The organism is Mitsuaria sp. TWR114 (assembly GCF_007997345.1).
On sequence record NZ_VOSR01000175.1, the window covers coordinates 1 to 24661 of the forward strand.

General features: G+C 69.8%; 25 protein-coding genes and 1 pseudogene. 16 read left to right on the forward strand and 10 right to left on the reverse strand.

The features are described from left to right. The 3 genes from FUT87_RS08165 to rraA all read left to right on the forward strand — a co-directional run. The coding region (locus FUT87_RS08165) for a thiamine pyrophosphate-dependent enzyme (protein WP_255511728.1) at window positions 1–1105 on the forward strand (1105 nt) is incomplete at its 5' end. A 14-nt stretch (window positions 1106–1119) separates the two neighbouring features. Next, on the forward strand, window positions 1120–1347 hold the full coding sequence (locus FUT87_RS08170; protein ID WP_147240705.1) for an RNA-binding S4 domain-containing protein: 228 nt from the start codon (window positions 1120–1122) through the stop codon (window positions 1345–1347). A gap of 123 nt (window positions 1348–1470) precedes the next feature. Beyond that, a complete protein-coding gene (gene rraA / locus FUT87_RS08175; RefSeq protein ID WP_147240706.1) occupies window positions 1471–2007 on the forward strand; it encodes a ribonuclease E activity regulator RraA in 537 nt (178 codons plus the stop codon). Between the two features lie 72 nt (window positions 2008–2079). On the opposite strand, the gene FUT87_RS08180 is transcribed toward rraA, so the two are convergent. The 7 genes and pseudogenes from FUT87_RS08180 to FUT87_RS08205 form a co-directional block, all read right to left on the reverse strand. After that, window positions 2080–3927 carry a bifunctional diguanylate cyclase/phosphodiesterase gene (locus tag FUT87_RS08180; protein ID WP_255511729.1) on the reverse strand — a complete coding sequence of 616 codons (1848 nt, stop codon included), beginning with the start codon at window positions 3925–3927 and terminating at the stop codon, window positions 2080–2082. Window positions 3928–4054: 127 nt separating this feature from the next. Next, a complete protein-coding gene (gene serB / locus FUT87_RS08185) occupies window positions 4055–4777 on the reverse strand; it encodes a phosphoserine phosphatase SerB (RefSeq protein WP_147240707.1) in 723 nt (240 codons plus the stop codon). A 148-nt stretch (window positions 4778–4925) separates the two neighbouring features. Further along, a complete protein-coding gene (locus FUT87_RS28560; RefSeq protein ID WP_186830425.1) occupies window positions 4926–5180 on the reverse strand; it encodes a hypothetical protein in 255 nt (84 codons plus the stop codon). Next, window positions 5135–5500 carry a type II toxin-antitoxin system VapC family toxin gene (locus FUT87_RS08195; protein ID WP_186830426.1) on the reverse strand — a complete coding sequence of 122 codons (366 nt, stop codon included), beginning with the start codon at window positions 5498–5500 and terminating at the stop codon, window positions 5135–5137. The genes FUT87_RS28560 and FUT87_RS08195 overlap by 46 nt, the downstream gene beginning before the upstream one ends. Continuing rightward, window positions 5487–5939 (reverse strand): hypothetical protein, encoded by a 453-nt coding sequence (locus FUT87_RS28565; RefSeq protein ID WP_186830427.1) that lies wholly within the window; start codon window positions 5937–5939, stop codon window positions 5487–5489. The genes FUT87_RS08195 and FUT87_RS28565 overlap by 14 nt, the downstream gene beginning before the upstream one ends. A 112-nt stretch (window positions 5940–6051) precedes the next feature. After that, window positions 6052–9518: pseudogene (gene mfd, locus FUT87_RS08200) on the reverse strand (transcription-repair coupling factor). Between the two features lie 200 nt (window positions 9519–9718). Beyond that, window positions 9719–10774, reverse strand: a complete 1056-nt coding sequence (locus tag FUT87_RS08205) for an RNA methyltransferase (RefSeq protein ID WP_147240709.1) — start codon at window positions 10772–10774, stop codon at window positions 9719–9721. Window positions 10775–10855: 81 nt separating this feature from the next. Here FUT87_RS08205 and FUT87_RS08210 point away from each other — a divergent pair, with 81 nt between their 5' ends. The 7 genes from FUT87_RS08210 (at window position 10856) to FUT87_RS08235 (ending at window position 16954) form a co-directional block, all read left to right on the forward strand. Then, window positions 10856–11773: a biotin synthase gene (locus FUT87_RS08210; RefSeq protein ID WP_255511730.1), complete on the forward strand. Its 918-nt coding sequence runs from the start codon at window positions 10856–10858 to the stop codon at window positions 11771–11773. Between the two features lie 290 nt (window positions 11774–12063). Next, window positions 12064–13248 (forward strand): cytochrome c oxidase subunit II, encoded by a 1185-nt coding sequence (gene coxB / locus FUT87_RS08215; RefSeq protein WP_091726867.1) that lies wholly within the window; start codon window positions 12064–12066, stop codon window positions 13246–13248. 85 nt (window positions 13249–13333) lie between these two features. Then, window positions 13334–14965, forward strand: a complete 1632-nt coding sequence (ctaD, locus tag FUT87_RS08220) for a cytochrome c oxidase subunit I (protein ID WP_091726864.1) — start codon at window positions 13334–13336, stop codon at window positions 14963–14965. Between the two features lie 25 nt (window positions 14966–14990). Beyond that, window positions 14991–15110: a cytochrome oxidase small assembly protein gene (locus tag FUT87_RS29885; RefSeq protein WP_217648442.1), complete on the forward strand. Its 120-nt coding sequence runs from the start codon at window positions 14991–14993 to the stop codon at window positions 15108–15110. A gap of 31 nt (window positions 15111–15141) precedes the next feature. Next, entirely contained in the window at window positions 15142–15762 is a 621-nt protein-coding gene (locus FUT87_RS08225; protein WP_091726861.1) for a cytochrome c oxidase assembly protein, read from the forward strand. A 30-nt stretch (window positions 15763–15792) separates the two neighbouring features. Beyond that, window positions 15793–16044, forward strand: a complete 252-nt coding sequence (locus FUT87_RS08230) for a DUF2970 domain-containing protein (protein ID WP_091726857.1) — start codon at window positions 15793–15795, stop codon at window positions 16042–16044. Between the two features lie 25 nt (window positions 16045–16069). Beyond that, the gene (locus tag FUT87_RS08235; protein ID WP_091726853.1) at window positions 16070–16954 is read left to right on the forward strand and encodes a cytochrome c oxidase subunit 3; all 885 of its coding nucleotides are present in this window, start codon (window positions 16070–16072) and stop codon (window positions 16952–16954) included. Between the two features lie 95 nt (window positions 16955–17049). Here the strand turns inward: FUT87_RS08235 and FUT87_RS08240 are convergent, their stop codons facing one another. Then, on the reverse strand, window positions 17050–17259 hold the full coding sequence (locus FUT87_RS08240; protein WP_091726850.1) for a DUF2909 domain-containing protein: 210 nt from the start codon (window positions 17257–17259) through the stop codon (window positions 17050–17052). Here FUT87_RS08240 and FUT87_RS08245 point away from each other — a divergent pair. From FUT87_RS08245 to FUT87_RS08265, 6 genes are read left to right on the forward strand one after another with little or no spacing between them, the layout of a single operon-like run. Continuing rightward, window positions 17258–18118, forward strand: a complete 861-nt coding sequence (locus FUT87_RS08245) for an SURF1 family protein (protein WP_147240710.1) — start codon at window positions 17258–17260, stop codon at window positions 18116–18118. The two genes, FUT87_RS08240 and FUT87_RS08245, sit on opposite strands and share 2 nt — an antisense overlap. Further along, window positions 18099–18485, forward strand: a complete 387-nt coding sequence (locus FUT87_RS31365) for a hypothetical protein (RefSeq protein WP_310735135.1) — start codon at window positions 18099–18101, stop codon at window positions 18483–18485. The genes FUT87_RS08245 and FUT87_RS31365 overlap by 20 nt, the downstream gene beginning before the upstream one ends. After that, a complete protein-coding gene (locus FUT87_RS31370) occupies window positions 18476–18868 on the forward strand; it encodes a hypothetical protein (protein WP_310735136.1) in 393 nt (130 codons plus the stop codon). The genes FUT87_RS31365 and FUT87_RS31370 overlap by 10 nt, the downstream gene beginning before the upstream one ends. Before the next feature lie 27 nt (window positions 18869–18895). Further along, window positions 18896–20104 (forward strand): heme A synthase, encoded by a 1209-nt coding sequence (locus FUT87_RS08255; RefSeq protein WP_147240711.1) that lies wholly within the window; start codon window positions 18896–18898, stop codon window positions 20102–20104. Continuing rightward, entirely contained in the window at window positions 20101–21009 is a 909-nt protein-coding gene (gene cyoE, locus FUT87_RS08260) for a heme o synthase (protein WP_091726838.1), read from the forward strand. Before FUT87_RS08255 ends, cyoE begins: the two co-directional genes overlap by 4 nt. Window positions 21010–21056: 47 nt before the next feature. After that, entirely contained in the window at window positions 21057–21674 is a 618-nt protein-coding gene (locus tag FUT87_RS08265) for an SCO family protein (RefSeq protein ID WP_091731470.1), read from the forward strand. A 99-nt stretch (window positions 21675–21773) separates the two neighbouring features. Here FUT87_RS08265 and rpoH read toward each other — a convergent pair whose 3' ends face one another. Further along, window positions 21774–22688 (reverse strand): RNA polymerase sigma factor RpoH, encoded by a 915-nt coding sequence (gene rpoH, locus FUT87_RS08270; RefSeq protein ID WP_091726835.1) that lies wholly within the window; start codon window positions 22686–22688, stop codon window positions 21774–21776. Window positions 22689–22846: 158 nt separating this feature from the next. After that, the coding region (locus FUT87_RS08275) for an ATP-binding protein (RefSeq protein ID WP_147240712.1) at window positions 22847–24661 on the reverse strand (1815 nt) is incomplete at its 5' end.

The following is a 24661-nucleotide window of genomic DNA, read 5'->3' on the forward strand; positions in this document are numbered from 1 at the left end:
CGAGGCGGCGCAGCGGCCCTTCGTCATCGCCGGCGGCGGCGGCTGGACGCCGCAGGCCTGCGCCGCGCTGCAGGACTTCGCCCAGGCCTGGCAACTGCCGGTCGGCTGCGCCTTCCGCTTCCAGGACCTCTACGACAACCGCGACCCGCTGTATGCCGGCGATGTCGGCATCGGCATCAATCCGGCGCTGGCCCGGCGCATCGCCGAGTCCGACCTGATCCTCGCGATCGGCCCGCGGCTGGGTGAGATGACCACCGGCGGCTACACGCTGTTGAAGGCGCCGCGCCCGGCGCAGCAGCTGGTCCACATCCATGCGGGCCCCGAGGAACTGGGCCGTGTCTACGCGGCCGACCAGATGATCCAGGCCAGCATGAGCGGCGCCGCGCTGGCCCTGCAGCAGCTGCGGCCGCCGGGCGGCCATGCGGAGCTGCCCTGGCTGGAGTGGACCCGCGAGGCCCGCGCCGACTACCAGCGCAACCAGCAGGCGCTGCCGGTGGGGCCGATGGACCTGGCGGAGGTGATGCACCTGCTGGATCGCCTGCTGCCCGCCGAGACCATCTTCACCAACGGCGCCGGCAACTACAGCGGCTGGCTGCATCGCTTCCATCGCTACACCGCGCTGCATCAAGGGGGCCGCACGCAACTCGCGCCGACCAGCGGCGCGATGGGCTACGGCTTCCCGGCGGCGGTCGCCGCGGCGCTGCTGCAGCGCGAGCGCTGGGTCGTCAACATCGCGGGCGACGGCGATTTCCTGATGACCGGCCAGGAGATGTCGACCGCCATGGCCCACGGGGCGCGCCGGCTGATCTGCGTCGTCGTCGACAACGGCAGCTACGGCACGATCCGCATGCACCAGGAGCGCGAATACCCCGGCCGCGTCAGCGGCAGCGACCTGCACAACCCCGACTTCGCCGCCCTGGCCCGCGCCTACGGCTGGCAGGCCCACAGCGCCTCGCGCACCGAGGAGGTGGAACCCGCGCTGAGAGCGGCCATCGCCGCGCAGGTGCCGACGCTGCTCCACCTGAAGCTGCCGGTGGAGATCTCCACCAGCCGCGCCACGCTCAGCAGCATCCGGGAGGCGGCGATCAAGCGCCTGGGCCACTGACGGAGAATGCACGGATGTCCGCATCCGCCATCCCCTTCGCCCTGCGCGGCGACTTCATCGAACTCGACAAGCTGCTCAAGGCCACCGCGCTGACCGGCAGCGGCGGCGAGGCCCGGCACTTCATCGCCGAGGGCCAGGTCCGCGTCGACGGCCAGGTCGAGCTGCGCAAGACCGCCAAGGTCCGTGCCGGCCAGGTGGTCGAGTTCAACGGCCAGCGCGTCGAGGTGTTGCCGCCCGCCTGAGCCTGAGCCGGAGCGAGACCGCGCGCCCGCCTGATGACGACCGCGACGAGCCGGCGTTGAAGACCGCGCCGATGATCGCCCCAATGGCCGCATCGATGATCGAACCCTTCCAGGAGTGACCCGATGACCAGCCCCAGCGCTTCCAGCCGTGCCGCAATCCGTTTCTCCACCTGCGACCTCTGCGACTCGCTGAAGTCGGACAGCAGTGGCGCCACCCGTTGGCTGCCCGGCAGCCTGTACCGCAGCTACGGCGGACAGGCGCGTTTCGCCGGGCCGGTGGCGACGGTGCGCTGCCTGGACGACAACACGCCGGTGAAGGCGGCCGTCGAGAGCTTCGGGGCCGGCCGCGTGCTGGTGGTCGATGGCGGCGCGTCGCTGCGGCGCGCGCTGCTGGGCGGGAACCTGGCCGCCAGCGCCGCGAAGAACGGCTGGGCCGGCGTGCTGGTGCATGGCGCGGTACGTGACCTCGAGGAACTGCGCGCAGCGGCCGTGGGCATCTTTGCGCTCGGCCATGTTCCGATGCCCACCGAGCGCCGCGAGCCGGGGCTCGCCGACCTGCCGGTGCAGATCGAGGGCGTGTGGATCCGTCCAGGCGACTGGCTCTACGCCGACGAGGACGGCGTCGTCATCACGCCCAGCGCGGTGCATCCCGCCGGCTGAGCGACCCGCGACCGCGGCGACTGCCGCGCCCCCGCCATGGCTGCAGCTGCAGCCGCTGCGCCTGCCGCCAGCTCACTCGGCGGCGTCGTGCGTCGCCATCCAGGCGGGCAGGGCCTCGGGCGCCATCGGCCGGCCGAACAGCCAGCCCTGCGCCGCGTCGCAGCCCATCGTCAGCAGCAGGTCGCGCTGGCCGGCGGTCTCCACGCCTTCCGCGACCACCGTCAGCCCGAGCGAACGACCGATGCCGATCACGGCGCTGGACAGCGCCCGATCGTCGGCATCCTGCTCCAGGTCGCGCACGAAGCTCTTGTCCAGCTTGAGCTCCGTCACCGGCAAGCGCTTGAGGTAGCTCAGGCTGGAGTAACCGGTGCCGAAGTCGTCCACCGACACGCCCACGCCCATCTCATGGAGCTGCTGCAGCTGCGCGCGCGGGCGGCTGGTGTCGTCGAGCATCAACCGCTCGGTGACCTCCAGCGTCAGGTCGCTCGCCGCCAGGCCGTGCCGCGCCAGCAGCGCCCGCGCATGCGCCGCGACGTCATCCTGGTGGAAACGCTGCGGCGACACGTTGACCGACAGGCCGGGCACGTCGACGCCCTGGGCCCGCCAGCGCGCCAACTGGGCGCAGGACTGCTCCAGCACCCAGGCATCCAGCGCGTTGATCAGGCCGCTCTCCTCGGCGACCGGGATGAAGCGGTCCGGCGGCACCCAGCCGCGCTCGGCATCGTGCCAGCGCAGCAGGGCCTCGACCCCGACCAGCCGGCGATCGCTCAGCCGGATCTTGGGCTGGAAGTGCAGCTGCAGCAGCCCCTGGGACAGCGCGTGGCGCAGCGCCGCCTCGATGTCCAGCCGCTCGTCCAGCGCCTGGTTCATCGCACGCAGGAAGAAGCGCGCGCAATCGCGGCCGGCGCGCTTGGCTTCGTACATCGCGATGTCGGCGTTCTTGAGCAGCTGGTCGAGGTCCTGGCCGTCCTTGGGAAAGCCGCAGACGCCGATGCTGGCCGTCATCTGCACCCGGGCATGGCTGCCGTCGAGCGGGATCGGCGCCTCCAGCACCGCGCGCAGCTTGTCGGCGACATGCATCGCATCCTCGACGGTGCAGCCCGGCAGCAGCGCGACGAACTCGTCGCCGCCCAGCCGCGCCAGCGTGTCGCTGTCGCGCAGCGCCCCCGACAGGCGCTTGGAGATGTGCTTCAGCACCTGGTCGCCGACCGCGTGCCCGAGCGAGTCGTTGACCGTCTTGAAGCGGTCGATGTCCAGCAGCAGCAGCGCGGCGGGCGACTCGCTGCGCAGCGCCAGCAGCAGCGCCTGGCGCGCGCGGTCGGCCAGCAGCGTGCGGTTGGGCAGGCCGGTGACGCCGTCGAAATAGGCCAGGCGTTCGATCTCGCGCTGGTGGCGGTCATGCATGAAGGCGATCTGGCACAGCTGGGCGCAGGCCTGCACCATGCGGCGATGGAAGGGCGCGGCGGCGCGCGGTTCGCGGTAGTACAGGGCGAAGGTGGCGACGACCTGGTCCGTCCCCAGCAGGATGGGCGTCGACCAGCAGGCGGCCAGGCCGTGCGGCAATGCCAGCTCGCGGAAATCGGCCCAGAGCGGGTCGTTGGCGATGTCGGTGACCTCGACCGGCTGCCGGCGCCAGGCGGCGGTGCCGCAGGAGCCCGCCCGCGGGCCGATCGAGAAGCCCTCCAGGGCGCCGCTGAACGAGGTCGGCAGGCTGGGCGCGGCCAGCGGGTGGACCCGACCCTCCTCGTCGACCGAGAGCACCGAGCAGATCACCTCCGGCGCCAAGGTCTCGACGCCGCGGCACAGCAGGTCCATCACCGCGGCCAGCGGACGGCCCAGGGCCACCGCTTCCAGCACGTCGCGCTGGAGGTGGTCGATGGAGGCCTGCTCATCGGTTCTTGTCGCGTGCTGTTCCCGCATCGCTGCTCCCTGTAGCCCCGGCGAGCATGGCAGGGAAGCGGCGTCGCTTCAAGAGCGCCGGCGGGCGGGGTGGCAGCGGCCGGGGGACGGTCGTGAATGAATGCGCGGGCGGCCGGCCGTGGCCGGGTCAGCGCAGCACGTCGAGCAGCCGGTCCAGGCCGCCGTCGTTGATGGCGACCATCGCCTGCTCGCGCACCTTGGGTTTGGCGTGGTACGCGACCGACAGGCCGGCGGCGCCCATCATCGGCAGGTCGTTGGCGCCGTCGCCCACGGCGATGCACTGCGCGGGCGTGGCGCCGATGCGCTCGGCGCAGGCCAGCATCATGCGGCGCTTCTCCTCGCCGTCGCAGATGTCGCCCCAGTCCTGCATCGCCAGGCCGCCGGTCAGCGCGCCGTCGACGATCTCCAGCTCATTGCTGCGGACGAAGTCCATGCCGAGCTCGCCCGCGACGAAGCGGGTGAAGTAAGTGAAGCCGCCCGACACCAGCACCAGCTTCAGGCCCGCCGCCTTCAGCGCGGCGCAGAGTTCGCGCGCGCCGGGATTGAATCTCAGCCGGTCGCGCAGCACCTGGGCCAGGGCGCCCTCGCCGACGCCCTTGAGCAGCGCCAGCCGGCGGCGCAGGCTGTCCTTGAAGTCGGTGATCTCGCCCCGCATCGCGGCCTCGGTGATCGCGGCGACCTCGGCCTTGCGGCCCGCGGCCGCGGCGATCTCGTCGATGCATTCGATCGTGATCAGCGTGGAGTCCATGTCGAAGGCGGCGAGCTTGAAGTCGCGCAGCGCCAGCGGCGCGGTGAAGCCCTGCAGGACGAGCGGGGACAGCGGGGCGGTGGAGGTCGACGAGGAGGTCATGCGGGCAGGGCGGCGAGTGGGGCGAGTGGAGCGCGAGCGGGGCGCGACTGGGGCAGGCGGCGCTTGAACGCGGAAGGTCCCCGTCGGCGATCAGGACGACCGGCCGGCGGGGACGGGCGGGAGCTTAGCGCACTCGCCGGGGCGAGCCTCAATGCGCATGGGCCGTGGCGTAGGGGGCGGCGCGTGCGCCGGTCATCCAGGCTGCCGGCGGCAGGTCCAGGCCAGGACCCGCAAGACCTCGCAGTGGGAGATACGCGGCTGCCGGCTCCGCGACGCCACGCCGCCGGTTCGCGAACTCGGCGACGCCCCAGGTCTCCAGCTTCAAGCCCTCGATGTGCGACAGCGCCTTGTCGTCGCTCACCAAGGTCGCACCGAGCGCCATCGCGTGCGCGGCGATCGCCATGTCGAACTGCTCCTTGGGCAGCCTCGCCGCTCCAGCGAGGCCTTGATACAGGCGAAGAGATCGGAGAACCACAGGCCCGGGCCGAGGTACTCGACGCGGATGCGGCGCATCAACTCCCGCAGGCGCAGTTCCTTGCCGGGCGAGGGATTCTTTTCGAGCCCGGCAAAGACCTCCGCCTGGACGATCACGCTGATGGCGATCCGTCCCCGCAGCGCCGCGAATCGCTCTTCGCAATAGACGCGCTGCACCCGCGCTTGCGGATCCATCATGTAGCTCAGGATGTTGGTGTCGAGCATGTAGAGCGGTTCAACGCGATCCATGTTGTACCTCCCAGGCTTCGAACCGCGCGCGTCGGATGCGCTCGACTTCAGGACCGTCTTCCCAATCGTCGAGTCCACCCACGCGGGCCCGCACCGGTTTGCCGTAGTTCTCCGGCAGATAGGGGCAGGTCTCGCAGCCCTCGCGCGCATGCACGATGAGTCGCGCGATGCGTTTGCTCTTGAAGATCGTGCGGATGAATGAATCCGGATCGCTCAGGCGGTCGTCCGGCGGCAGGTGGCGGCAGTCGAGGCAGGTCATCGCGTAGGCGCAGCCCCGCTCCTTGGCGGCGATCTCGGCGTCGCGCTCGGCTTGCCAGGCGTCCTCCTCCGCGTCTTCCTCCGCGTCTTCCTCCGCGCGCTCCCGCGCCTGGCGGGCCGCCGCGGCCTCGATCGATTCGCCCACATCGATCCCGGGTGACAGGGGCATGTGCTGATGCATCGGCATCTCCAGAAGTTGAGAAGCCCTCAGTCTAGGAAGCGGTTCCGCCGGGGTCACTGACCCGGACTCGTGGACCTGCCCGACGCCTGCCAGCTGTTCGAGCAGGTCCCGATTAAGGCTGCGCGACCGGCGCGCCCAGCAGCCGCAGCACCTCGCGCACCGCCTGCGCGCGGTCCTTGGGATCGGTCAGCGCCTTGTCGATGCGCAGCTTCTCGTTGCCCACCAGCTTGATGTTGCGGTTCTTCTGCACCAGCTCGATCACGCGCATCGGATCGATCGGCGGATTGGGCCGGAAGTTGATGTTGATGACGCTGGGCGCCGCGTCGATCTTCATCACGCCGTAGGGCTTGGCCAGCACCCGCAGCCGGTGCGTGTCGAACAGCGTCTGCCCCTGCGCCGGCAGCTTGCCGAAGCGGTCGGTGATCTCCTCCAGCATCGCGTCGATCTGCTCGGCGCGGTCGGCCGTGGCCAACCGCTTGTACAGCGACAGCCGCTGGTGCACGTCGCCGCAGTAGGCGTCGGGCAGCAGCGCGGGCGCGTGCAGGTTGATCTCCGTCGTCGCCGACAGCGGGCTGAGCAGGTCCGGCTCGCGCCCAGCCTTGAGCGAGCGTACCGCCTCGGACAGCATCTCGTTGTAGAGCTGGAAGCCGACCTCCATCATGTTGCCGCTCTGGTGCTCGCCCAGCACCTCGCCGGCGCCGCGGATCTCCAGGTCGTGCATCGCCAGGTAGAAGCCCGAGCCCAGTTCCTCCATCGCCTGGATCGCTTCGAGCCGCTGCGCCGCCTGCTTGGTCAGGCCCTCGATGTCCGGCACCATCAGATAGGCATAGGCCTGATGGTGCGAGCGCCCGACGCGGCCGCGCAGCTGGTGCAGCTGCGCCAGGCCGAACTTGTCGGCGCGGCTGATGACGATGGTGTTGGCCGAGGGCACGTCGATGCCGGTCTCGATGATGGTCGAGCACAGCAGCAGGTTGTGCTTGCCGCCGACGAACTCGCGCATCACGCGCTCCAGCTCGCGCTCGGGCATCTGGCCGTGGGCGACGACGATGCGCGCCTCGGGCAGCAGCTCCTGCAGCTTCATGCGGCGGTTCTCGATGGTCTCGACCTCGTTGTGCAGGAAGTAGACCTGGCCGCCGCGCTTGAGCTCGCGCAGCACCGCCTCGCGGATGGTGCCGCTGGTCTCGCTGCGCACGAAGGTCTTGATCGCCAGGCGCCGCTGCGGCGCGGTGGCGATGACGCTCAGGTCGCGCAGGCCCTCCAGCGCCATGCCCAGCGTGCGCGGGATGGGCGTGGCGGTCAGCGTCAGCACGTCGACCTCGGCGCGCATGGCCTTCATCGCCTCCTTGTGGCGCACGCCGAAGCGGTGTTCCTCGTCGATGACGAGCAGGCCCAGGCGCTTGAACTTCACATCGGCCGAGAGCAGCTTGTGCGTGCCGATGACGATGTCGATCGAGCCGTCGGCCAGGCCCTCCATCGCCGCCTTGATCTCCTTGGCGGAGCGGAAACGGCTCATCTCGGCGACCTTGACCGGCCACTTGCCGAAGCGGTCGGCGATGTTCTGGTAATGCTGCTCGGCCAGCAGCGTGGTGGGCGCGAGCAGCGCCACCTGCTTGCCGCCCATCACCGCGACGAAGGCCGCGCGCAGCGCGACCTCGGTCTTGCCGAAGCCGACGTCGCCGCACACCAGCCGGTCCATCGGCTTGGGGCTGATCATGTCCTGGATGACGGCGTGGATCGCGGCGCGCTGGTCGGGCGTCTCCTCGAAGCCGAAGCTCGCGGCGAAGGCCTCGTAGTCGTGCGGCGAGTAGCGGAACGCATGGCCCTCGCGCGCGGCGCGGCGGGCGTAGAGGTTGAGCAGCTCGGCGGCGGTGTCGCGGACCTGCTCGGCGGCCTTGCGCTTGGCCTTGTCCCACTGGCCGGAGCCCAGCTTGTGCAGCGGCGCCTCTTCCGCGCTGACGCCGGTGTAGCGGCTGATCAGGTGCAGCTGCGCGACCGGCACGTAGAGCGTGGCCTTGTCGGCGTACTCCAGGTGCAGGAACTCGCTCGGACCGTCGCCAAGATCGATGTTGATCAGCCCGAGGTAGCGGCCGATGCCGTGGTTCGTATGCACCACCGGATCGCCGACCTTCAGCTCCGACAGGTCCTTGATCAGCGCGTTGACGTCGCTGACCTGCTCCTGCTTGCGGCGCCGGCGCGTGGTCGGCGTGGTGGCGAAGAGCTCGGTCTCGGTGAACAGCTGGATCTGGCGGCCCGCGTCGGGCTCGTTCCAGAAGAAGCCCGCGGCCAGCGGGGCGGCGGTGATCGCGAAGCGCTCGTCGACGTCGGCCTCGAACTCGGCGAGGTCCTTCACCGACGGCGATCGATCCGGTTGTCGCGCAGCAGCTCGAGCAGGCTCTCGCGGCGGCCTTCGCTCTCGGCCAGCAGCAGCACGCGGAACTTCGTGTCCTTCAGATGGGCCGCCAGGCGCGCCAGCGGCTCCTGCGCGCCGCGCTCGACGCTGACGTCGGGCAGCGGGCGGGCGTAGTCAACGGCGTCCTGGCCGCGCACCGACAGCACCGCATGGCGGTGCGTGGCGATGAAGAAGTCCTCGGGGCGCAGGAAGATCTCCTCGGGCGGCAGGATGGGCCGGTCCGGGTCGTGCTGCAGGAAGCGGTGGCGCTCGCGGGTGTCGGTCCAGAAGCGCTGCAGCGCCTCGTCGACCTCGCCGTGCAGCGCCAGGCCGGCCTCGGCGGGCAGGTAGTCGAAGACGCTGGCGACCTCGTCGAAGAACAGCGGCAGGTAGTACTCGATGCCGGCCGTGGCCAGCCCGGTGTCGATGTCCTTGTAGATGCGCGACTTGGTCGGATCGCCGTCCATCTTCTCGCGCCAGCGCGCGCGGAAGGCCTTGCGCGAACTCTCGTCCATCGGGAACTCGCGCCCGGGCAGCAGGCGCACCTCCGGCACCGGATAGAGCGAGCGCTGCGAGTCCGGATCGAACACGCGGATCGAATCCACCTCGTCGCCGAACAGGTCGACGCGGTAGGGCACCGGCGAGCCCATCGGGTAGAGGTCGATCAGGCCGCCGCGCACGGCGTACTCGCCGGGCGAGACCACCTGGCTGACATGCTGGTAGCCGCCCAGCGTCAGCTGCTGCTTCAGGCCGGCCTCGTCCAGGCGCTGCTTCTGGCGGAAGTTGAAGGTCGTCGCCGCCAGGAAGGACGGCGGCGCGAGCCGGGTGAGGGCGGTGGTCGCGGGCAGCAGCACGACGTCGAGGTCGCGCTCGGCCACCGGTTTGCCGCCGGCCTGCAGCAGCCGCCACAGCGTGGCCAGGCGCTCGGAGATCAGGTCCTGGTGCGGGCTGAAGCTGTCATAGGGCAGGGTTTCCCAGTCCGGGAAGACGGCCACGCGTAGGTCGGGCGCGAAGAACTTGAGCTCGTCCTCCAGGCGCTGCGTGTCGCCGGGCTCGGCGGTGACGATCACCGTCAGGCGCCCGGCGGCCAGCTGCTGCCGCGCGAAGCGGGCGAGCAGCAGCGCGTCGGCGGAGCCGGTGGGGCGGGGCAGGGTGAAGCGTTTGCCGGGGGAGATCGTGAACAGCTGCATGGCGCACAAATGAGGACAGCCCCGGAAGGGGCTCGCCGGAATTGTAGGGAGGGCGCGGCGACACGCGGTGTCAGGAGCGCGAGGTGGTCCGCCGGCCGCGCTGCATGCCGAGCAGTCGGCATGCCCGGCATCGCGGCGAAGACCGTCACCAGCGCCGCGACCCCGTCGGCGACCGCGCCGGCGACCATGCCGGCAAACGCTCAGCCGGCCGGCGTGATCGGGATCGCCCGGCGCATGTCGCGCATCGTCGCCGGCGTGTCGAGGCCGCGCGCGCGCAGTTGGCCGCAGCCGCCGTCGACGTCCTGCCCGGCGGAATTGCGCAGCTTGGTCAGCACCCCGCGCTGGTGCAGGCGGCGGGCGATGTCGCGCGCCTTGTCCCAGTCCGGGCGCTGGAAGGGCAGCTCGGGCACGCTGTTGTAGGGAATCATGTTGAGCACGCCGTAGCGACCCCGCAGCAGCTCGACGATGCCGTCGAGCTCGTCCTCGCCGTCGTTGACGCCTTCGAGCAGCGTCCACTGGTACTGGATGGGATAGCCGGTCGCCCGGGCGTAGCGCTCGCCGGCCTCGACGAGCTCGCGCGGTGTCAGCCGCGGCGCGCGCGGCAGCAGCTCCTGCCGTAGCGCCGCCTTGGTCGTGTGCAGCGACAGGGCCAGCGCCGGCTTCACCGGTCCGGCGCCCAGGCGCTCGAACGCGCGCGGATCGCCGACCGTCGAGAACACCAGCTGCTTGTGGCCGATGTTCCCTTCCGTGCCGAGCAGCTCGATCGCCTCGAGCACCGCGTCCAGGTTGTGCGACGGCTCGCCCATGCCCATGAACACGACCTTCTTCACCGCGCGTTCGCGCCGCGCCAGCGCCACCTGGGCGACGATCTCGGCGCTGGTGACCTGGCGCAGCAGCCCGTCCTTGCCGGTCATGCAGAAGCGGCAGCCCACCGCGCAGCCGACCTGGCTGGAGACGCACAGCCCGTCGCGCGGCAGCAGCACGCTTTCGACGGTCTGGCCGTCGCGCAGTCCGACCAGCAGGCGCGCGGCGCCGTCCTCGCCGGGATGGCGCTCGAGCAGCGTCGCCAGGCCGTGGAGCTCGTCCATCAGCGCCGGCAGCGCCTCGCGCACCGCTTGCGGCAGGTAGTGCTCCAGCTTGCGCCGACCCTCGGTCAGCGGCCGGGCTTGGACCCAGTGGCGCAGCACGCGGCCCACGTGGGCGTCGTTGGCGCCCAGCGCGGCGAGGCGGCGTCGGAGGTCGGCGATGGCGAGCACGGGAATCGGATCCGGGAAGGGCGAAGGGCCGGATTTTCGCCGATCGGTCCGGGCAGGCGCCGCTCCCTACAATCGCGCCCCATGACTGGAGATGAGGCCTTGCCGCCGGGCACACAGCAGATCGATGCGGGCGCGGCGCAACGGCAGCGTCGTCGCCTGGCCGCGTCCGAGGACGCGCCCTGGCTGCATCAGGAGGTCGCCACGCGCATGCTGGACCGGCTGCCGGTGATCCGCCTGCAACCCACCGCGGTGCTGCAGAGCCGCCCCTCCATCGGCGGCGGCGACGCGGGCCTGCGCCAGCACTATCCGCAAGCGACGCAGCTCTGGCTCGAGCCCGATGCCGAGGTCCGCGCGTTGCTGCAGCAGCGCCTCAAGCGCGGCTTCATGCAATCGGTGATGGACAAGCTGCGCGGCGGCGCGCCGACGGAGCTGGTCGCGGAGCCGCCGGCGGCCGCGGCGCAGCTGGCGTGGTCCAACATGGAACTGCATGCCGAGGCCGACAAGCCGGCGCTGATGAAGCGCTGGCAGGCTGGCTTGGCGGTCGAGGGCTGCCTGATGTTCTCGTGCCTGGGGCCGGACAGCTTCATCGAGCTGCGTCCGGTCTTCGCGCGCGAGGGCTGGGGCGTCCCGGCGCCGGACTGGGTCGACATGCACGACCTGGGCGACATGCTGGTGCACGCCGGCTTCGCCGATCCGGTGATGGACCAGGAGCACCTGCGCCTGACCTGGGGCTCGCCCGAGGACCTGCTGCGCGATCTGCGCGCACTCGGCGGCAACCTCGCACCGGCCCGCGCGCGCGGTCTGCGCACGAAGGCCTGGCGCGCGCGGCTGCTGCGCGCGCTCGAGTCGCTGCGCGGCGCCGACGGCCGGCTGTCGCTGAGCATCGAGCTGGTCTACGGTCATGCATTCAAGCCCCAGCCGAAGGTGAAGGTCGCGGCCACCACCGAGGTGTCGCTCGAGCAGATGCGGGCCATGGTCCGCGGCGCGGGCAAACACTGACCCCCATCGCGCGCGGCCTCGGCTAGGGCTCGCGTGACGGTGTCGCGACAGAGGGCGAAGGCCCCTCTGTCTGAGGGTAATCCTGGGCCGTTCGGCCCTCTGGGGGCGGTCATAGTGCGCCAGAGGGGTGGGCTAGAATCCGCGCCCGACTGGAGTACGTCTGCTGGCCCCGTAGGTTTCCGCCACCGCTTGGCGCCGAAGCCCGCGCTACAAGCGGGCTCGAGCGCCGAAGCCGCCTGGAGGAGACCCGGGTGACAAGAGCTTGAGAAAGACTGGATAAAGAGACGACCATGACGATTGAACACAGTTGTGTGCAACTGGGGCGCCGCTGCAGCCAGCTCGCGTTCGGCCTGACGGCCGCGCTGGCCAGCCAGGTCGCCTTGGCGGTCAACGACCTCCCCGGAGGTCCGGCCGTCAACCAGCTGAACCTGCATCCGCCGGTCACCAAGATCGCGCATGAGCAGATGTGGCTCCACAACATGATGCTGATCCTGTGCCTGGCGATCTTCATCGCCGTGTTCGGGGTCATGTTCTATTCGATCTTCAAGCACCGGAAGTCCAAGGGCGCGGTGTCCGCGAACTTCCATGAGAGCGTGAAGGTCGAGATCGCCTGGACCATCGTGCCCTTCATCATCGTCATCCTGATGGCGCTGCCCGCGACCAAGGTCGTCGTGGCGATGAAGGACACCACCAACTCCGACCTCACCATCAAGGCCACCGGCTACCAGTGGAAGTGGGGCTACGACTACCTCAAGGGCGAGGGCGAGGGCATCGGCTTCGTCTCGACGCTGGACGCCTCGCACCGCGCGTTGTCGGACTCCGGCCACCCCGGCTCGGTCGACAACTACCTGCTCAAGGTGGACAACCCGCTGGTGGTGCCGGTGGGCAAGAAGATCCGCATCATCACCACCGCCGACGACGTCATCCACGCGTGGATGGTGCCGGCCTTCGGCGTCAAGCAGGACGCGATCCCCGGCTACGTGCGCGACACCTGGTTCAAGGCCGAGCAGACCGGCGACTTCTACGGCCAGTGCGCCGAGCTCTGCGGCAAGGAGCACGCCTACATGCCGATCCACGTCAAGGTGCTCAGCGCCAAGGACTATTCCGCGTGGGTCGACGGCGAGATGAAGAAGATCGCCGCCAAGGCCGACGACCCGAGCAAGGTCTGGACGATGGACGAGCTGATGGCCCGCGGCCAGAAGCTGTTCGACGCCAACTGCGCGGTCTGCCACAAGGCCGACGGCAAGGGCGCGGGCCAGTTCCCGGCGCTGGACGGCTCGGCCATCGTCAAGGCCGAGGACCACGCCGCGCAGCTGCACCTGGTGCTCAACGGCAAGGGCCAGATGCCGGCCTGGAAGGGCGTGCTGAAGGACAGCGAGATCGCCGCCGTCGTGACCTACACGAAGAACGCCTGGTCCAACAAGACCGGCCAGTTGATCCAGCCCGCGGAAGTCGTGGCCGAGCGCGCCAAGTGAGGCGCGCCGCCTGATCCACCGACCGCAGGAACGCGTTTGAACGCCAGCCCGTCCCCCGGGGACGGGCAGCCACCGAGGATTTGACATGAGTGCAGTGCTCGACCACCCGACCGGTCATGCCCATGACCATGACGATCACCACGACCACCATGCCCCGACGGGCTGGCGGCGCTGGGTCTTCGCGACCAACCACAAGGACATCGGCACGCTGTACCTGCTGTTCAGCTTCACGATGCTGATGATCGGCGGCACCCTGGCGCTGTGCATCCGCGCCGAGCTGTTCCAGCCGGGCCTGCAGTTCTTCAATCCGGAACTGTTCAACCAGTTCACCACCATGCACGGGCTGATCATGGTGTTCGGCGCGATCATGCCGGCCTTCGTCGGCTTCGCGAACTGGATGATCCCGCTGCAGATCGGCGCGTCCGACATGGCCTTCGCGCGGATGAACAACTTCAGCTTCTGGCTGATGATCCCCGCGGCCCTCATGCTGGTGGGCTCGTTCTTCATGCCCGGCGGCGCGCCCGCCGCGGGTTGGACGCTCTACGCGCCGCTGACGCTGCAGATGGGCCCGTCGATGGACGCCGGCATCTTCGCGATGCACATCCTGGGCGCGTCCTCGATCATGGGCTCGATCAACATCATCGTGACCATCCTCAACATGCGGGCCCCCGGCATGACGCTGATGAAGATGCCGATGTTCGCGTGGACCTGGCTGATCACCGCCTACCTGCTGATCGCGGTGATGCCGGTGCTGGCCGGCGCGATCACGATGACGCTGACGGACCGCCACTTCGGCACCAGCTTCTTCACGCCCTCGGGCGGCGGCGACCCGGTGATGTACCAGCACATCTTCTGGTTCTTCGGCCACCCCGAGGTCTACATCATGATCCTGCCGGCCTTCGGCATCGTGAGCCAGATCGTCCCGGCCTTCGCGCGCAAGCGGCTGTTCGGCTACGCCTCGATGGTGTACGCGACCGCCTCGATCGCGATCCTGTCCTTCATCGTGTGGGCGCACCACATGTTCGCCACCGGCATGCCGGTGACGGGCCAACTGTTCTTCATGTACGCGACCATGCTGATCGCGGTGCCCACCGGCGTGAAGATCTTCAACTGGCTGGCGACGATGTGGCGCGGCTCGATGACCTTCGAGACCCCGATGCTGTGGGCGGTGGGCTTCATCTTCGTGTTCACGATGGGCGGCTTCACCGGCCTGATCTGCGCGATGGCGCCGATCGACATCCAGATCCAGGACACCTACTACGTCGTGGCCCACTTCCACTACGTGCTGGTGGCGGGCTCGCTGTATGCGCTGTTCGCCGGCGTCTACTACTGGGGGCCGAAGTGGACCGGCGTCATGTACTCGGAGACGCGCGGCAAGATCCACTTCTGGGGCTCGCTGATCACCTTCAACGTGACCTTCTTCCCGATGCACTTCCTGGGCCTGGCCGGCATGCCCCGTCGTTATGCCGACTACCCGATGCAGTTCGCCGACTTCAACGCGCTGGCCTCCATCGGCGCCTTCGGCTTCGGGCTGATGCAGGTCTACTTCTTCGTCTTCGTCGTGATCCCGATGATGCGGGGCAAGGGCGCCAAGGCGCCGCAGAAGCCCTGGGAAGCGGCCGAGGGCCTGGAGTGGGAAGTGCCGTCGCCGGCGCCTTTCCACACCTTCGAGACGCCGCCCAAGCTGGACGTCACCGCGACCCGGATCATCGGCTGAGCGCCGCGAAGGAGGAGTGGCAGCGATGGCCCCGACGCCCGAGCAACGCAAGAGCAACCTGCGCCTGGCGCTGATCCTGGCCAGCGTGGCCGCCGTCTTCGCGATCGGCTTCGTGGCCAAGATCGCGTTGTACGGCGCGACCTGAACGCGCCGGCTCCGGTCGCCCCGAGATCGCCATGAGCAGCCCGCCCGCCAGCAAGCTCGCCGCCTGGATCCGCAGGGAGAACCTGCGGATGACCGGCAAGCTGCTGGTCGTGGTGGCGGTGATGTCGTGCTTCGGTTATGCGCTGGTGCCGATGTACCGCGCGATCTGCACGGCGCTGGGCATCAACGTGCTGTCGCTGTCCGAGCGCCAGCATGCGGTGCGCGCCGAGGACGTGAAGAACACGCAGATCGACTACAGCCGCCAGATCACGATCGAGTTCGACGCCAACGCCCGCGGCCCCTGGGACTTCAAGCCGGCCAAGCGCCACCTGACGGTCCACCCGGGCGAGCTGACGACGGTGATGTACACCTTCCAGAACATCCAGCAGCGGACCATGTCGGCGCAGGCGATCCCAAGCTACGCGCCCAAACAGGCGACGCCCTACTTCAACAAGCTGGAGTGCTTCTGCTTCAACGAATACACGCTCAAGCCGGGCGAGCAGAAGGAATGGCCGGTGGTGTTCGTCATCGACCCCAAGATCCCGAAGGACGTGCGCACGATCACGCTGTCGTACACCTTCTTCGAGGTGGCGGGGAAGGGCAAGGCGCAGGCGGCGGCGCCGGTGGATCCGAAGGGGCGGCCGGGCGCCTGAGCGCCTGAACGCCGGACGGTGGAAACGACGATGGCCGACGAGCTCAAGCCGGGCGAGGATCTGAAGCGGGCGATGCAGCGCCGCGGATCCTTCCTGGGCACGCTGCGGGCGGTGGCCTGGTCCTTCTTCGGCGTGAGGAAGGGCTCGGACTACGAGCAGGATGTGTCGCAGCTCAATCCGCTGCACGTGATCGTGGCGGGGGTGCTCGCGGCGGTCCTGTTCGTGCTGGGATTGATCCTGCTGGTCCGCTGGGTGGTAAGCAGCGGTGCGGCAATGAACTGAGAACTGAGTTCGAGGAGAAGAACGCATGTCGGCAACGACGACTCATGGCAATCAGCCTTATTACTTCGTGCCCGGCCCGTCCCGGCACCCGGCGATGGCCGCCTTCGGCCTGTTCTGGGTGATCCTGGGCGCGGGGCAGTGGGTCAACGGCCACGACTGGGGCAAGTGGTCGCTGCTGTTCGGCCTGCTGTGGTGGGCCTTCACGCTGAAGCAGTGGTTCGGCGACGCGATCCACGAGAGCGAGAGCGGCCAGTACAGCGACCGGATCGACCTGTCCTTCCGCTGGAGCATGGGCTGGTTCATCTTCTCGGAGGTGATGTTCTTCGCCGCGTTCTTCGGGGCGCTGTTCTGGTCGCGCGGCTACAGCATTCCGACGCTGGGCAGCCTGGACAACGCGCTGCTGTGGCCCGACTTCAACGGCCTGTGGCCCAGCGTGGCGGCCGGCGCGACGGCCTCGCCGGCGGGCACGGTGGATCCGTTCTCGACGATGGGTCCGTGGCCGATCCCCACGATCAACACCGCGCTGCTGCTGACCTCCGGCGTGACGCTGACCATCGCCCACCATGCGCTGATCGCCGGCCAGCGCGCCAAGACGATCGGCTGGATGTGGGCGACGGTGCTGCTGGGTTTCGTGTTCCTGTGCTTCCAGGGTTACGAGTACTGGCATGCGTACCAGGAGCTGAACCTGAAGCTGAGCTCGGGCATCTTCGGCTCGACCTTCTTCATGCTGACCGGCTTCCACGGCTTCCACGTGTTCGTCGGCATGCTGATGCTGCTGTTCATCACGCTGCGGCTGATGAAGGGCCACTTCACGCCGGAGCGCCACTTCGGCTTCGAGGGCGCGGCCTGGTACTGGCACTTCGTGGACGTGGTCTGGCTGGGCCTGTACGTCATCGTCTACTGGATGTGATCGCGCGGACCGGCGCGGTCCGCCGCTGAACGACAAAGCGCCGCTCGAAGCGGCGCTTTGTGTTTTCGACCGGTCACTTGCCGGTCATTTACCGGTCACTTGCCAAGAGGCAGCCCGGTCGGATGGATCCAGCCCATCCAGGCGCTGAAGAGGATGAACAGGAACAGCGCCACCGACAGTCCGACGCGCACCGCCAGCGCGCGGGCCATGGTGGCCTTGCCCTTCTGCTTGCGCAGCATCAGGACGCCGGCGGAGAACAGCGCGCCCAGGATGCCGATGAACGCGATGAGGACGATGACTTTCATGGCGGACGATTATTCCCACCGCGACCCGACCCAGCCATCGGGCCGGCCCCGAAGGCGGCATGGCGTCGTGGTGATCGCGACGCTGGCCGGCGTGGCGGCGGCGCTCGCGCTCGGCGTCTGGCAACTCGATCGCGCCGACCAGAAAAAGGCGATGCAACGGGCGATCGACGAACGCGGCCGGGAAGCGCCGCTGGCGACCGCCGCGCTGCCGTCCGCGGCCGAGCCGCCCGCGCCGGGGCTCGAGCATCGCCGCGCCGACCTCGCCGGGCGCTGGGACGTGGCGCACACGGTCTACCTCGACAACCGGGTGATGGATGGCCACACCGGCTTCTACGTCGTGACGCCGCTGAAACTGGCCGGCCGCGACGAGGCCATCCTGGTCCAGCGCGGCTGGGCGCCCCGCAATGCCGCGCGGCGCGAGGCGCTGCCGCCGGTGGCCACGCCCACGGGCGATGTGCGGATCGCCGGCCGGCTGGCGCTGTCGGCATCGCGCGCCTATGCGCTGGGGCAGGACGCGCAAGGGGGACCGATCCGGCAGAATGTCGACCTCGCGGCCTTCCAGGCCGAGACGGGCCTGCGCCTGCTGCCGCTGGTGCTGCTCCAGACGGAGCCGGACGCGGCGACGGGCGCCGCGCCGGGCGCGGGCGGCGTGAACGGTGCAGATGGCGCGGACGGCCTGCGCCGCCACTGGCCGCCGCCGGCCGTCGACGTCCACAAGCATTACGGGTACGCGTTTCAATGGTTTGCGCTCGCGGCGCTGATCCTGGGTCTTTATGTCTGGTTCCAAGTCCTCGCTCCCCATCGGGCTGGCCGAGCCGCCCGCGCCGACGAATCCGCCGATGAGCAGCGCCATGCGTGACGAGCGCAATGACGGACGCAATGACGGCCACGGCGGCCACGACGGCCGCGCACACGGCCAGGACGCGGCCCCGGCGCCGGTCGACACGCCGCTGCCGCCGGACGGCCCGGTGACGCTGGCGGTGCACTCGGTGCCGATGCCCGACCTCGACCCTCCCAAGCGCTCGCGCTGGACGCTGTGGCTGGTGCTGCTGGTCTGCGCGGCGCCGGTGGTCGCGTCCTACTTCAGCTTCTACGTGCTGGACCTGCGCGGCCGCGCCTACGGCGACCTGATCCAGCCCACGCGCGACCTGCCGCTCTCGCTGGCGCTGACCGACCTGAAGGGCGCGCCGGTGGCCGCCGCCTCGCTCCACGGCCAGTGCTGCTGACCTACGTGCCGGACCGCGCCTGCGACGAGGGCTGCGAGCGCATGCTGTTCATGCAGCGCCAGCTGCGCGAGATGCTCGGCAAGGACCGCGACCGGCTCGACAAGCTGGTGCTGGTGCCGGACGACGTCGCGCTGACGCCGGCGCAGATCGACGCGCTCACGGCGCATGGCGCGCCGGCGACGGTGCTGCGCGCCCCGCGCGCGGGGATCGAGGCCTGGCTGATGGCCGCGCCTGGGCACCGGATGGGTGAGCACCTGTTCCTGGTCGACCCGATGGGGCGCTGGATGCTGCGCACGCCGGCGACGCCGGAACCGTCCGCGGTGAAGAAGGACCTGGAGCGCCTGATGCGCGCCAACGCCGGCTGGGACAAGCCGGGCCGCTGACGATCGCAAGGAACAGGACCCGCGCGCATGAACGGATTGGCGATCGGTTTCGATTTCGAGCCGCTGCTGGAGCTGCTGGCGATGGCCGCGCTCGTCGGCGCGGTGCCGCTGCTGGCGTGGCAATGGCGCCACCGCGGCGACACGGCCGCGCGGCGGCTGCGCGCGCTGACGGTGCTGGCGACCTTCCTGACCTTCGACCTGATCCTGATCGGCGCGCTGACGCGGCTGACCGATTCCGGCCTGGGCTGCCCGGACTGGCCGGGCTGCTACGGCAGCGCCTCGCCGATCGGGGCGAAGGCCGAGATCCTCGCCGCGCAGACGGCGATGCCCACCGGCCCGGTGACGCACGGCAAGGCCTGGATGGAGATGCTGCACCGCTACATGGCGGGCGGAGTCGGCTTCCTGCTGGTCGTGCTGGCCGGGCTGAGCTGGTGGGTCTGGCGGCGCGGCCGCCGCACCGGCGAGGCCACGCCCTCGCCCTGGTGGGCGACGCTGTCGCTCGCATGGGTGCTGGTGCAGGGGCTCTTCGGCGCCTGGACCGTGACCATGAAGCTGTTCCCGGCGATCGTCACCCTGCACCTGCTGCTGGCGCTGGGCCTGCTGATGCTGCTGGCCTGGCAGGCCGAGTCCTACGCGCCCAAGCCGCTGCGCTGGCCGGCCGGTCTGCGGCGGGCGGTGCTGGCCTTCACCGGCCTGGCGATCGCGCAGGTGGCGCTGGGCGGCTGGGTCAGCACGAACTATGCGGTGCTGGCCTGCCAGGATTTCCCGACCTGCCAGGGGCAATGGCTGCCGCCGACCGACTTCCAGCACGGCTTCACGCTGTGGCGCGAACTGGGACGCGGCGCCCATGGCGACTGGTTGCCCTTCGAGGCGCTGACCGCCATCCACCTGGCGCATCGCGCCGGCGCGATGGTGATGTTCGCGGCGCTGCTGGCGCTGGCCTGGGCGCTGTGGCGCCAGGACGGGCAGAGCGGCCCGGGCGGCCAGGGCGCCGGCGGCGAAGGCCGCCGCTGGGCGCGCCGCCTGCTGGCGGTGGGCGGATGGCAGCTGGCTTCCGGGCTGTCCAACGTGGTGCTGGGCTGGCCGCTGGTGGCCGCGCTCGCCCATACCGGCGGCGCCGCGGCGCTGCTGCTGATGTGCGCGATCCTGCTGGCGCGGCTGCGTGCCGGCAGATCGTCGACCGTGATCGAGCCGGCGGCGCAGCGCGCCGGCCTCCTGACGATGGGTTCGAAATGAGTTCCGCGACGCAGGCCGCCATGCCCTCCCGCTGGTGGCAGTTCTACCAACTGACCAAGCCCAAGGTCGTGCAGCTGATCGTGTTCTGCGCGGTCATCGGCATGGCGTTGGCGATCCCCGGGCTGCCGCAGGGCGACGAGTGGGTGCGGCTGATCGCCGGCACGGCCGGCATCTGGCTGGTGGCGGGCGCCGCGGCGGCCTTCAACTGCCTGATCGAGCAGCACATCGACGCCAAGATGAAGCGCACCGCCTGGCGCCCCACCGCGCGCGGCGAGCTCAGCCGCAACCAGACGCTGCTGTTCTCGGCCGGGCTGTGCGCGCTGGGCTCGGCCATCCTGTACCTGCTGGTGAACCCGCTGACGATGTGGCTGACCTTCGCCACCTTCGTGGGCTACGCCATCGTCTACACCGTCATCCTCAAGCCGATGACGCCGCAGAACATCGTGATCGGCGGCGCCTCGGGCGCGATGCCGCCGGTGCTGGGCTGGGCCGCGATGCGCGGCGAGCTCGGCGCCGAGGCCTGGCTGATGTGCCTGATCATCTTCCTGTGGACGCCGCCGCACTTCTGGGCGCTGGCGCTGTACCGCAGCGAGGACTACCGCAAGGCCGGCCTGCCGATGCTGCCGGTGACGCACGGCAATGCCTTCACGCGGCTGCAGATCTTCCTCTACACCTGGATCCTGTTCGCGGCGACGCTGCTGCCCTTCCTCACCGGCATGAGCGGCTGGCTCTACCTGGCCGCGGCGATCGTGCTCGGCCTGATGTTCTGCCATCACGCGTTCAAGCTCTGGAAGGCCTATTCGGAGGCGCTGGCGCGCAAGACCTTCCTGTTCTCGATCCTGCACCTGTCGCTGCTGTTCGGTGCGCTGCTGCTGGATCACTACCTCAGTCCCTGGCTCGGCTGAGCCGCGGACGCGCGCGCTGGCGACCTTCCTACGGATCGGATGTGCTGATGATCTCGCGACGTTTTCTCGGACTGGGCGCCCTCGGCGCGGTGGGCGCGGCGCTGCTGGCGGGCTGCGACAAGCTGGGTTTCTCCTCGGCGCCCAAGGCCAGCTTCCAGGGCGTGGACCTGACCGGCGCGGCCTATGCGCGCGGCTTCAGCCTGCCGGACCAGAACGGCCGCACCCGCACCCTCGAGGACTTCAAGGGCAAGGTGGTGGTCGTGTTCTTCGGCTTCACCCAGTGCCCCGACGTCTGCCCGACGACGCTGGCCGAACTGGCCCAGGTGAAGAAGGCGCTGGGCGCCGACGGCGACAAGGTGCAGGGCGTGTTCATCACCGTCGACCCCGAGCGGGACAAGCCGGAACTGCTCAAGGCCTACCTGGAGAGCTTCGACCCGGGCTTCGTCGCGCTGCGCGGCTCGCCCGAGCAGCTCAAGGACGTGGCCAAGGAGTTCAAGATCTACTACGCCAAGGTCCCCGGCAAGACGCCCGACAGCTACACGATGGACCACACCGCCGCGAGCTTCCTGTTCGACCCGCAGGGGCGGGTGCGGGTGTTCTCCCGGTATGGCGCGGGGGCGACGGCGCTGATGTCGGACATCAAGGCGCTGATCGCCGGCCAGTGAGCGCGACCCCGCAATGAAGAAGGCCCCGCATCGCGGGGCCTTTCTCGTGGTGCTGGCGACGGTCGCCAGCGGGCCGCCGTCAGAAGGGCTCAGGAGGGCTCAGGCGGTCTCGGCGACCATCGCCTTGCGCATCTTCTTCATCGCCGCGACCTCGATCTGGCGGATGCGCTCGGCGGAGACGCCGTATTCGGCGGCCAGTTCATGCAGCGTCATGCCGCCCGAGCCGTCGTCGTTCACCTTCAGCCAGCGCTCCTCGACGATGCGGCGGCTGCGCGGATCCAGCACCTCCAGCGCCTGCTGCAGGCCGTCGCTGGCCAGGCGGTCGCGGGAGCGCGACTCGATCACGCGGGTCGGTTCCTGCGTGTCGTCCGCCAGGTAGGCGATCGGCGCGAAGGTCTCGCCGTCATCGTCGGTCTGCGGCTCCAGGGCCACGTCGCCGCCGGACAGGCGCGTCTCCATCTCCAGCACGTCCTCGCGCTTGACGTTGAGCTCCTCCGCTACGCGGGCGATCTCGCTTTCGGTCAGCGACGCGCGCTGCTGGTTCTCGGCGCCTTCCTTCAGCGCATGCTTCATCGAGCGCAGGTTGAAGAACAGCTTGCGCTGCGCCTTGGTCGTCGCGACCTTGACCATGCGCCAGTTCTTCAGGATGTACTCGTGGATCTCGGCCTTGATCCAGTGCATGGCGTACGACACCAGGCGCACGTTCTGGTCCGGGTCGAAGCGCTTGACCGCCTTCATCAGGCCGACGTTGCCTTCCTGGATCAGGTCGCCCTGCGGCAGCCCGTAGCCCAGGTACTGGCGCGAGATCGACACCACCAGGCGCAGGTGCGACAGCACCAGCCGGCCGGCCGCTTCCACGTCGCCCTTTTCCTTCAGGCGCGTGGCGTAGTCCTTCTCTTCCTCGGCCGTCAGCAGCGGGACGCGGTTGATCGCCGTGATGTACGCATCCAGGTTGCCGAGCGACGGCACCAGGGACCAGGGATCGCGCACCTTCAATGCAAGGCTGTTGGACATGTGTTCGTTTCTCCTGTCTCGGGCCGGTCTTCCGGCTCGATGGTTGGGGATATTAGCACTCATGGGCGGCGAGTGCTAAAGCTCCCAAAAACAGGTCAGTCCAGGAAGGGCTACCTGCTCAAATCAGTGTGAACTTGCCGTCTTAGGGCCGACTTAAGTCATTGATTTGCCGAAGAAACCGGCAGCAGGAAGCTGAAGGTGGACCCCTTGTTCGGCGCGCTGTCCACCTGGAGCTGGCTGTCCATCAGCGCGAGCAGGCGCTGCGTGATGACCAGCCCGATCCCGGTGCCCTCGATGGCACCGACCTCCCGGCCCAGACGGTTGAAGGGCTGGAAGAGCTGCGTCTTCTGGGCGTCGCTGAGGCCGGGGCCGGTGTCGGCGACGCTCAGTTCGACCATCGAGTCCCCCACCCGCCGGGCGCGGAGCCACACCTGCCCGCCGGGACGGTTGTACTTGACCGCGTTGCTGAGCAGGTTGGTCAGCACCTGCTTGAGCCGGGTGGCGTCGGCGCGCAGCTCGCAGGCGTCGGAGTCCAGCTCGACCTCGATCGACACCCCCAGCCGCCGCCGCTGCGACTCGACCATCGCCAGGCTGTCCGCCGCGATCGGCTCCAGGTCGAGGTGCTCGATCCGCACGCGCAACTGGCCGGCGTCGAGCCGCGACAGGTCCAGCGTGTCGTCGATCATCTGCAGCAGGTGCCAGCCCGACTGCTGGATCTGCGCCAGCCAGCCGCGCTGCCGGGGGCTGAGGATGGGGTCGTGGTCGGCCTCGAGCAGCTGGGCGAATCCCAGCATCGCGTTCAGCGGCGTGCGCAGTTCGTGGCTCATGCGCGAGAGGAACTCGTTCTTGGCGCGGTTGGCGGCGAGCTCCGCCTCATGCACGCGCTCCAGTTCCGCCAGCCGCAACTGCTCGCCGATGTCCTCGACGACGCCCAGCAGCCGGTAGGGCTGGCCCTGGGCATCGCGCAGCAGGCTGACGGTGGCGCGCACCGTGATGACCTGCCCCTGGGCGCCGATGTAGCGCTTGATGCGGCTGTAGCGGCCAAGTTCGCCGCGGATCAGCGCCATGCCCAGCCGGCTGTCCTCCGCCCGGTCGTCGGGGTGGGTGATCGCCATCACCGAGCGCGCCTTCAGTTGCTCGACGCTCATGCCAAGCAGCTGGCAGAAATAGGGATTGATCTCCTGCGGCCGCGCCTGGAGGTCGCAGGACACCACGCCGATGGGCGCGTGCTCGACGATGGTCCGGAAGCGCTCCTCGCTGTCGCGCAGCCGCAGCCGGGCTTCTTCGACGCGGCGTGCCACGCGGGCCGTGGTGCCGGTGATGGTGAGCAGCAGCAGGCCCAGCAGCGCGGTGCCGGTCAGGCCGGCGATCGCGAAGGGCAGGGCGGCGCTGCCCTCGAGCGCCGGCAGGCCGGTGGGGCTGTAGACGACCAGGCGCCAGGCCCGGCCGGCGAAGTCCAGTTCGCGCGACTGGCTCGGCAGCGCGGCGGGCAGTTGCAGGCAGCGCGCGTCGCCGGCCAGCAGCGGGCGCTGGCCGCCGGGCGTGGCATCGAGCAGGCAGTAGTCGAGCCGGCTGGCGCGGGCCGGCAGGGCGCCGCGCAGCAGCGCTTCCGGGCGCAGCGTGGCGAAGGCCACGCCGAGCGGGCGCCGCGGTCGTCCGGCGGCGTCGCGCGGCTCGGTCGAACCGCCCTCGTACAGCGCGCGGTAGACCACCACGCCCATCAGGGTCACGCCGACATCCTGCGACAGCGGGAAGCTCTCGGTGGCCGCCGGCTGGCCGGTGGCGATGGCGCGGTCCTGGGCTGCGCGCGCCTGCGGAATGCTGCGGATGTTGGCGCCCATCGCCGCGCGATTGCGGCCATACGGCGCGATCAGGCGGATGGGCAGCAGCTGGTCGCGGTCGGGCGGCAGGTCGCCGGGCCGGCGGCGCTCGAAGACGCGGTAGTTGAGGTAGCCATCGGCCTGCGCCGCGCG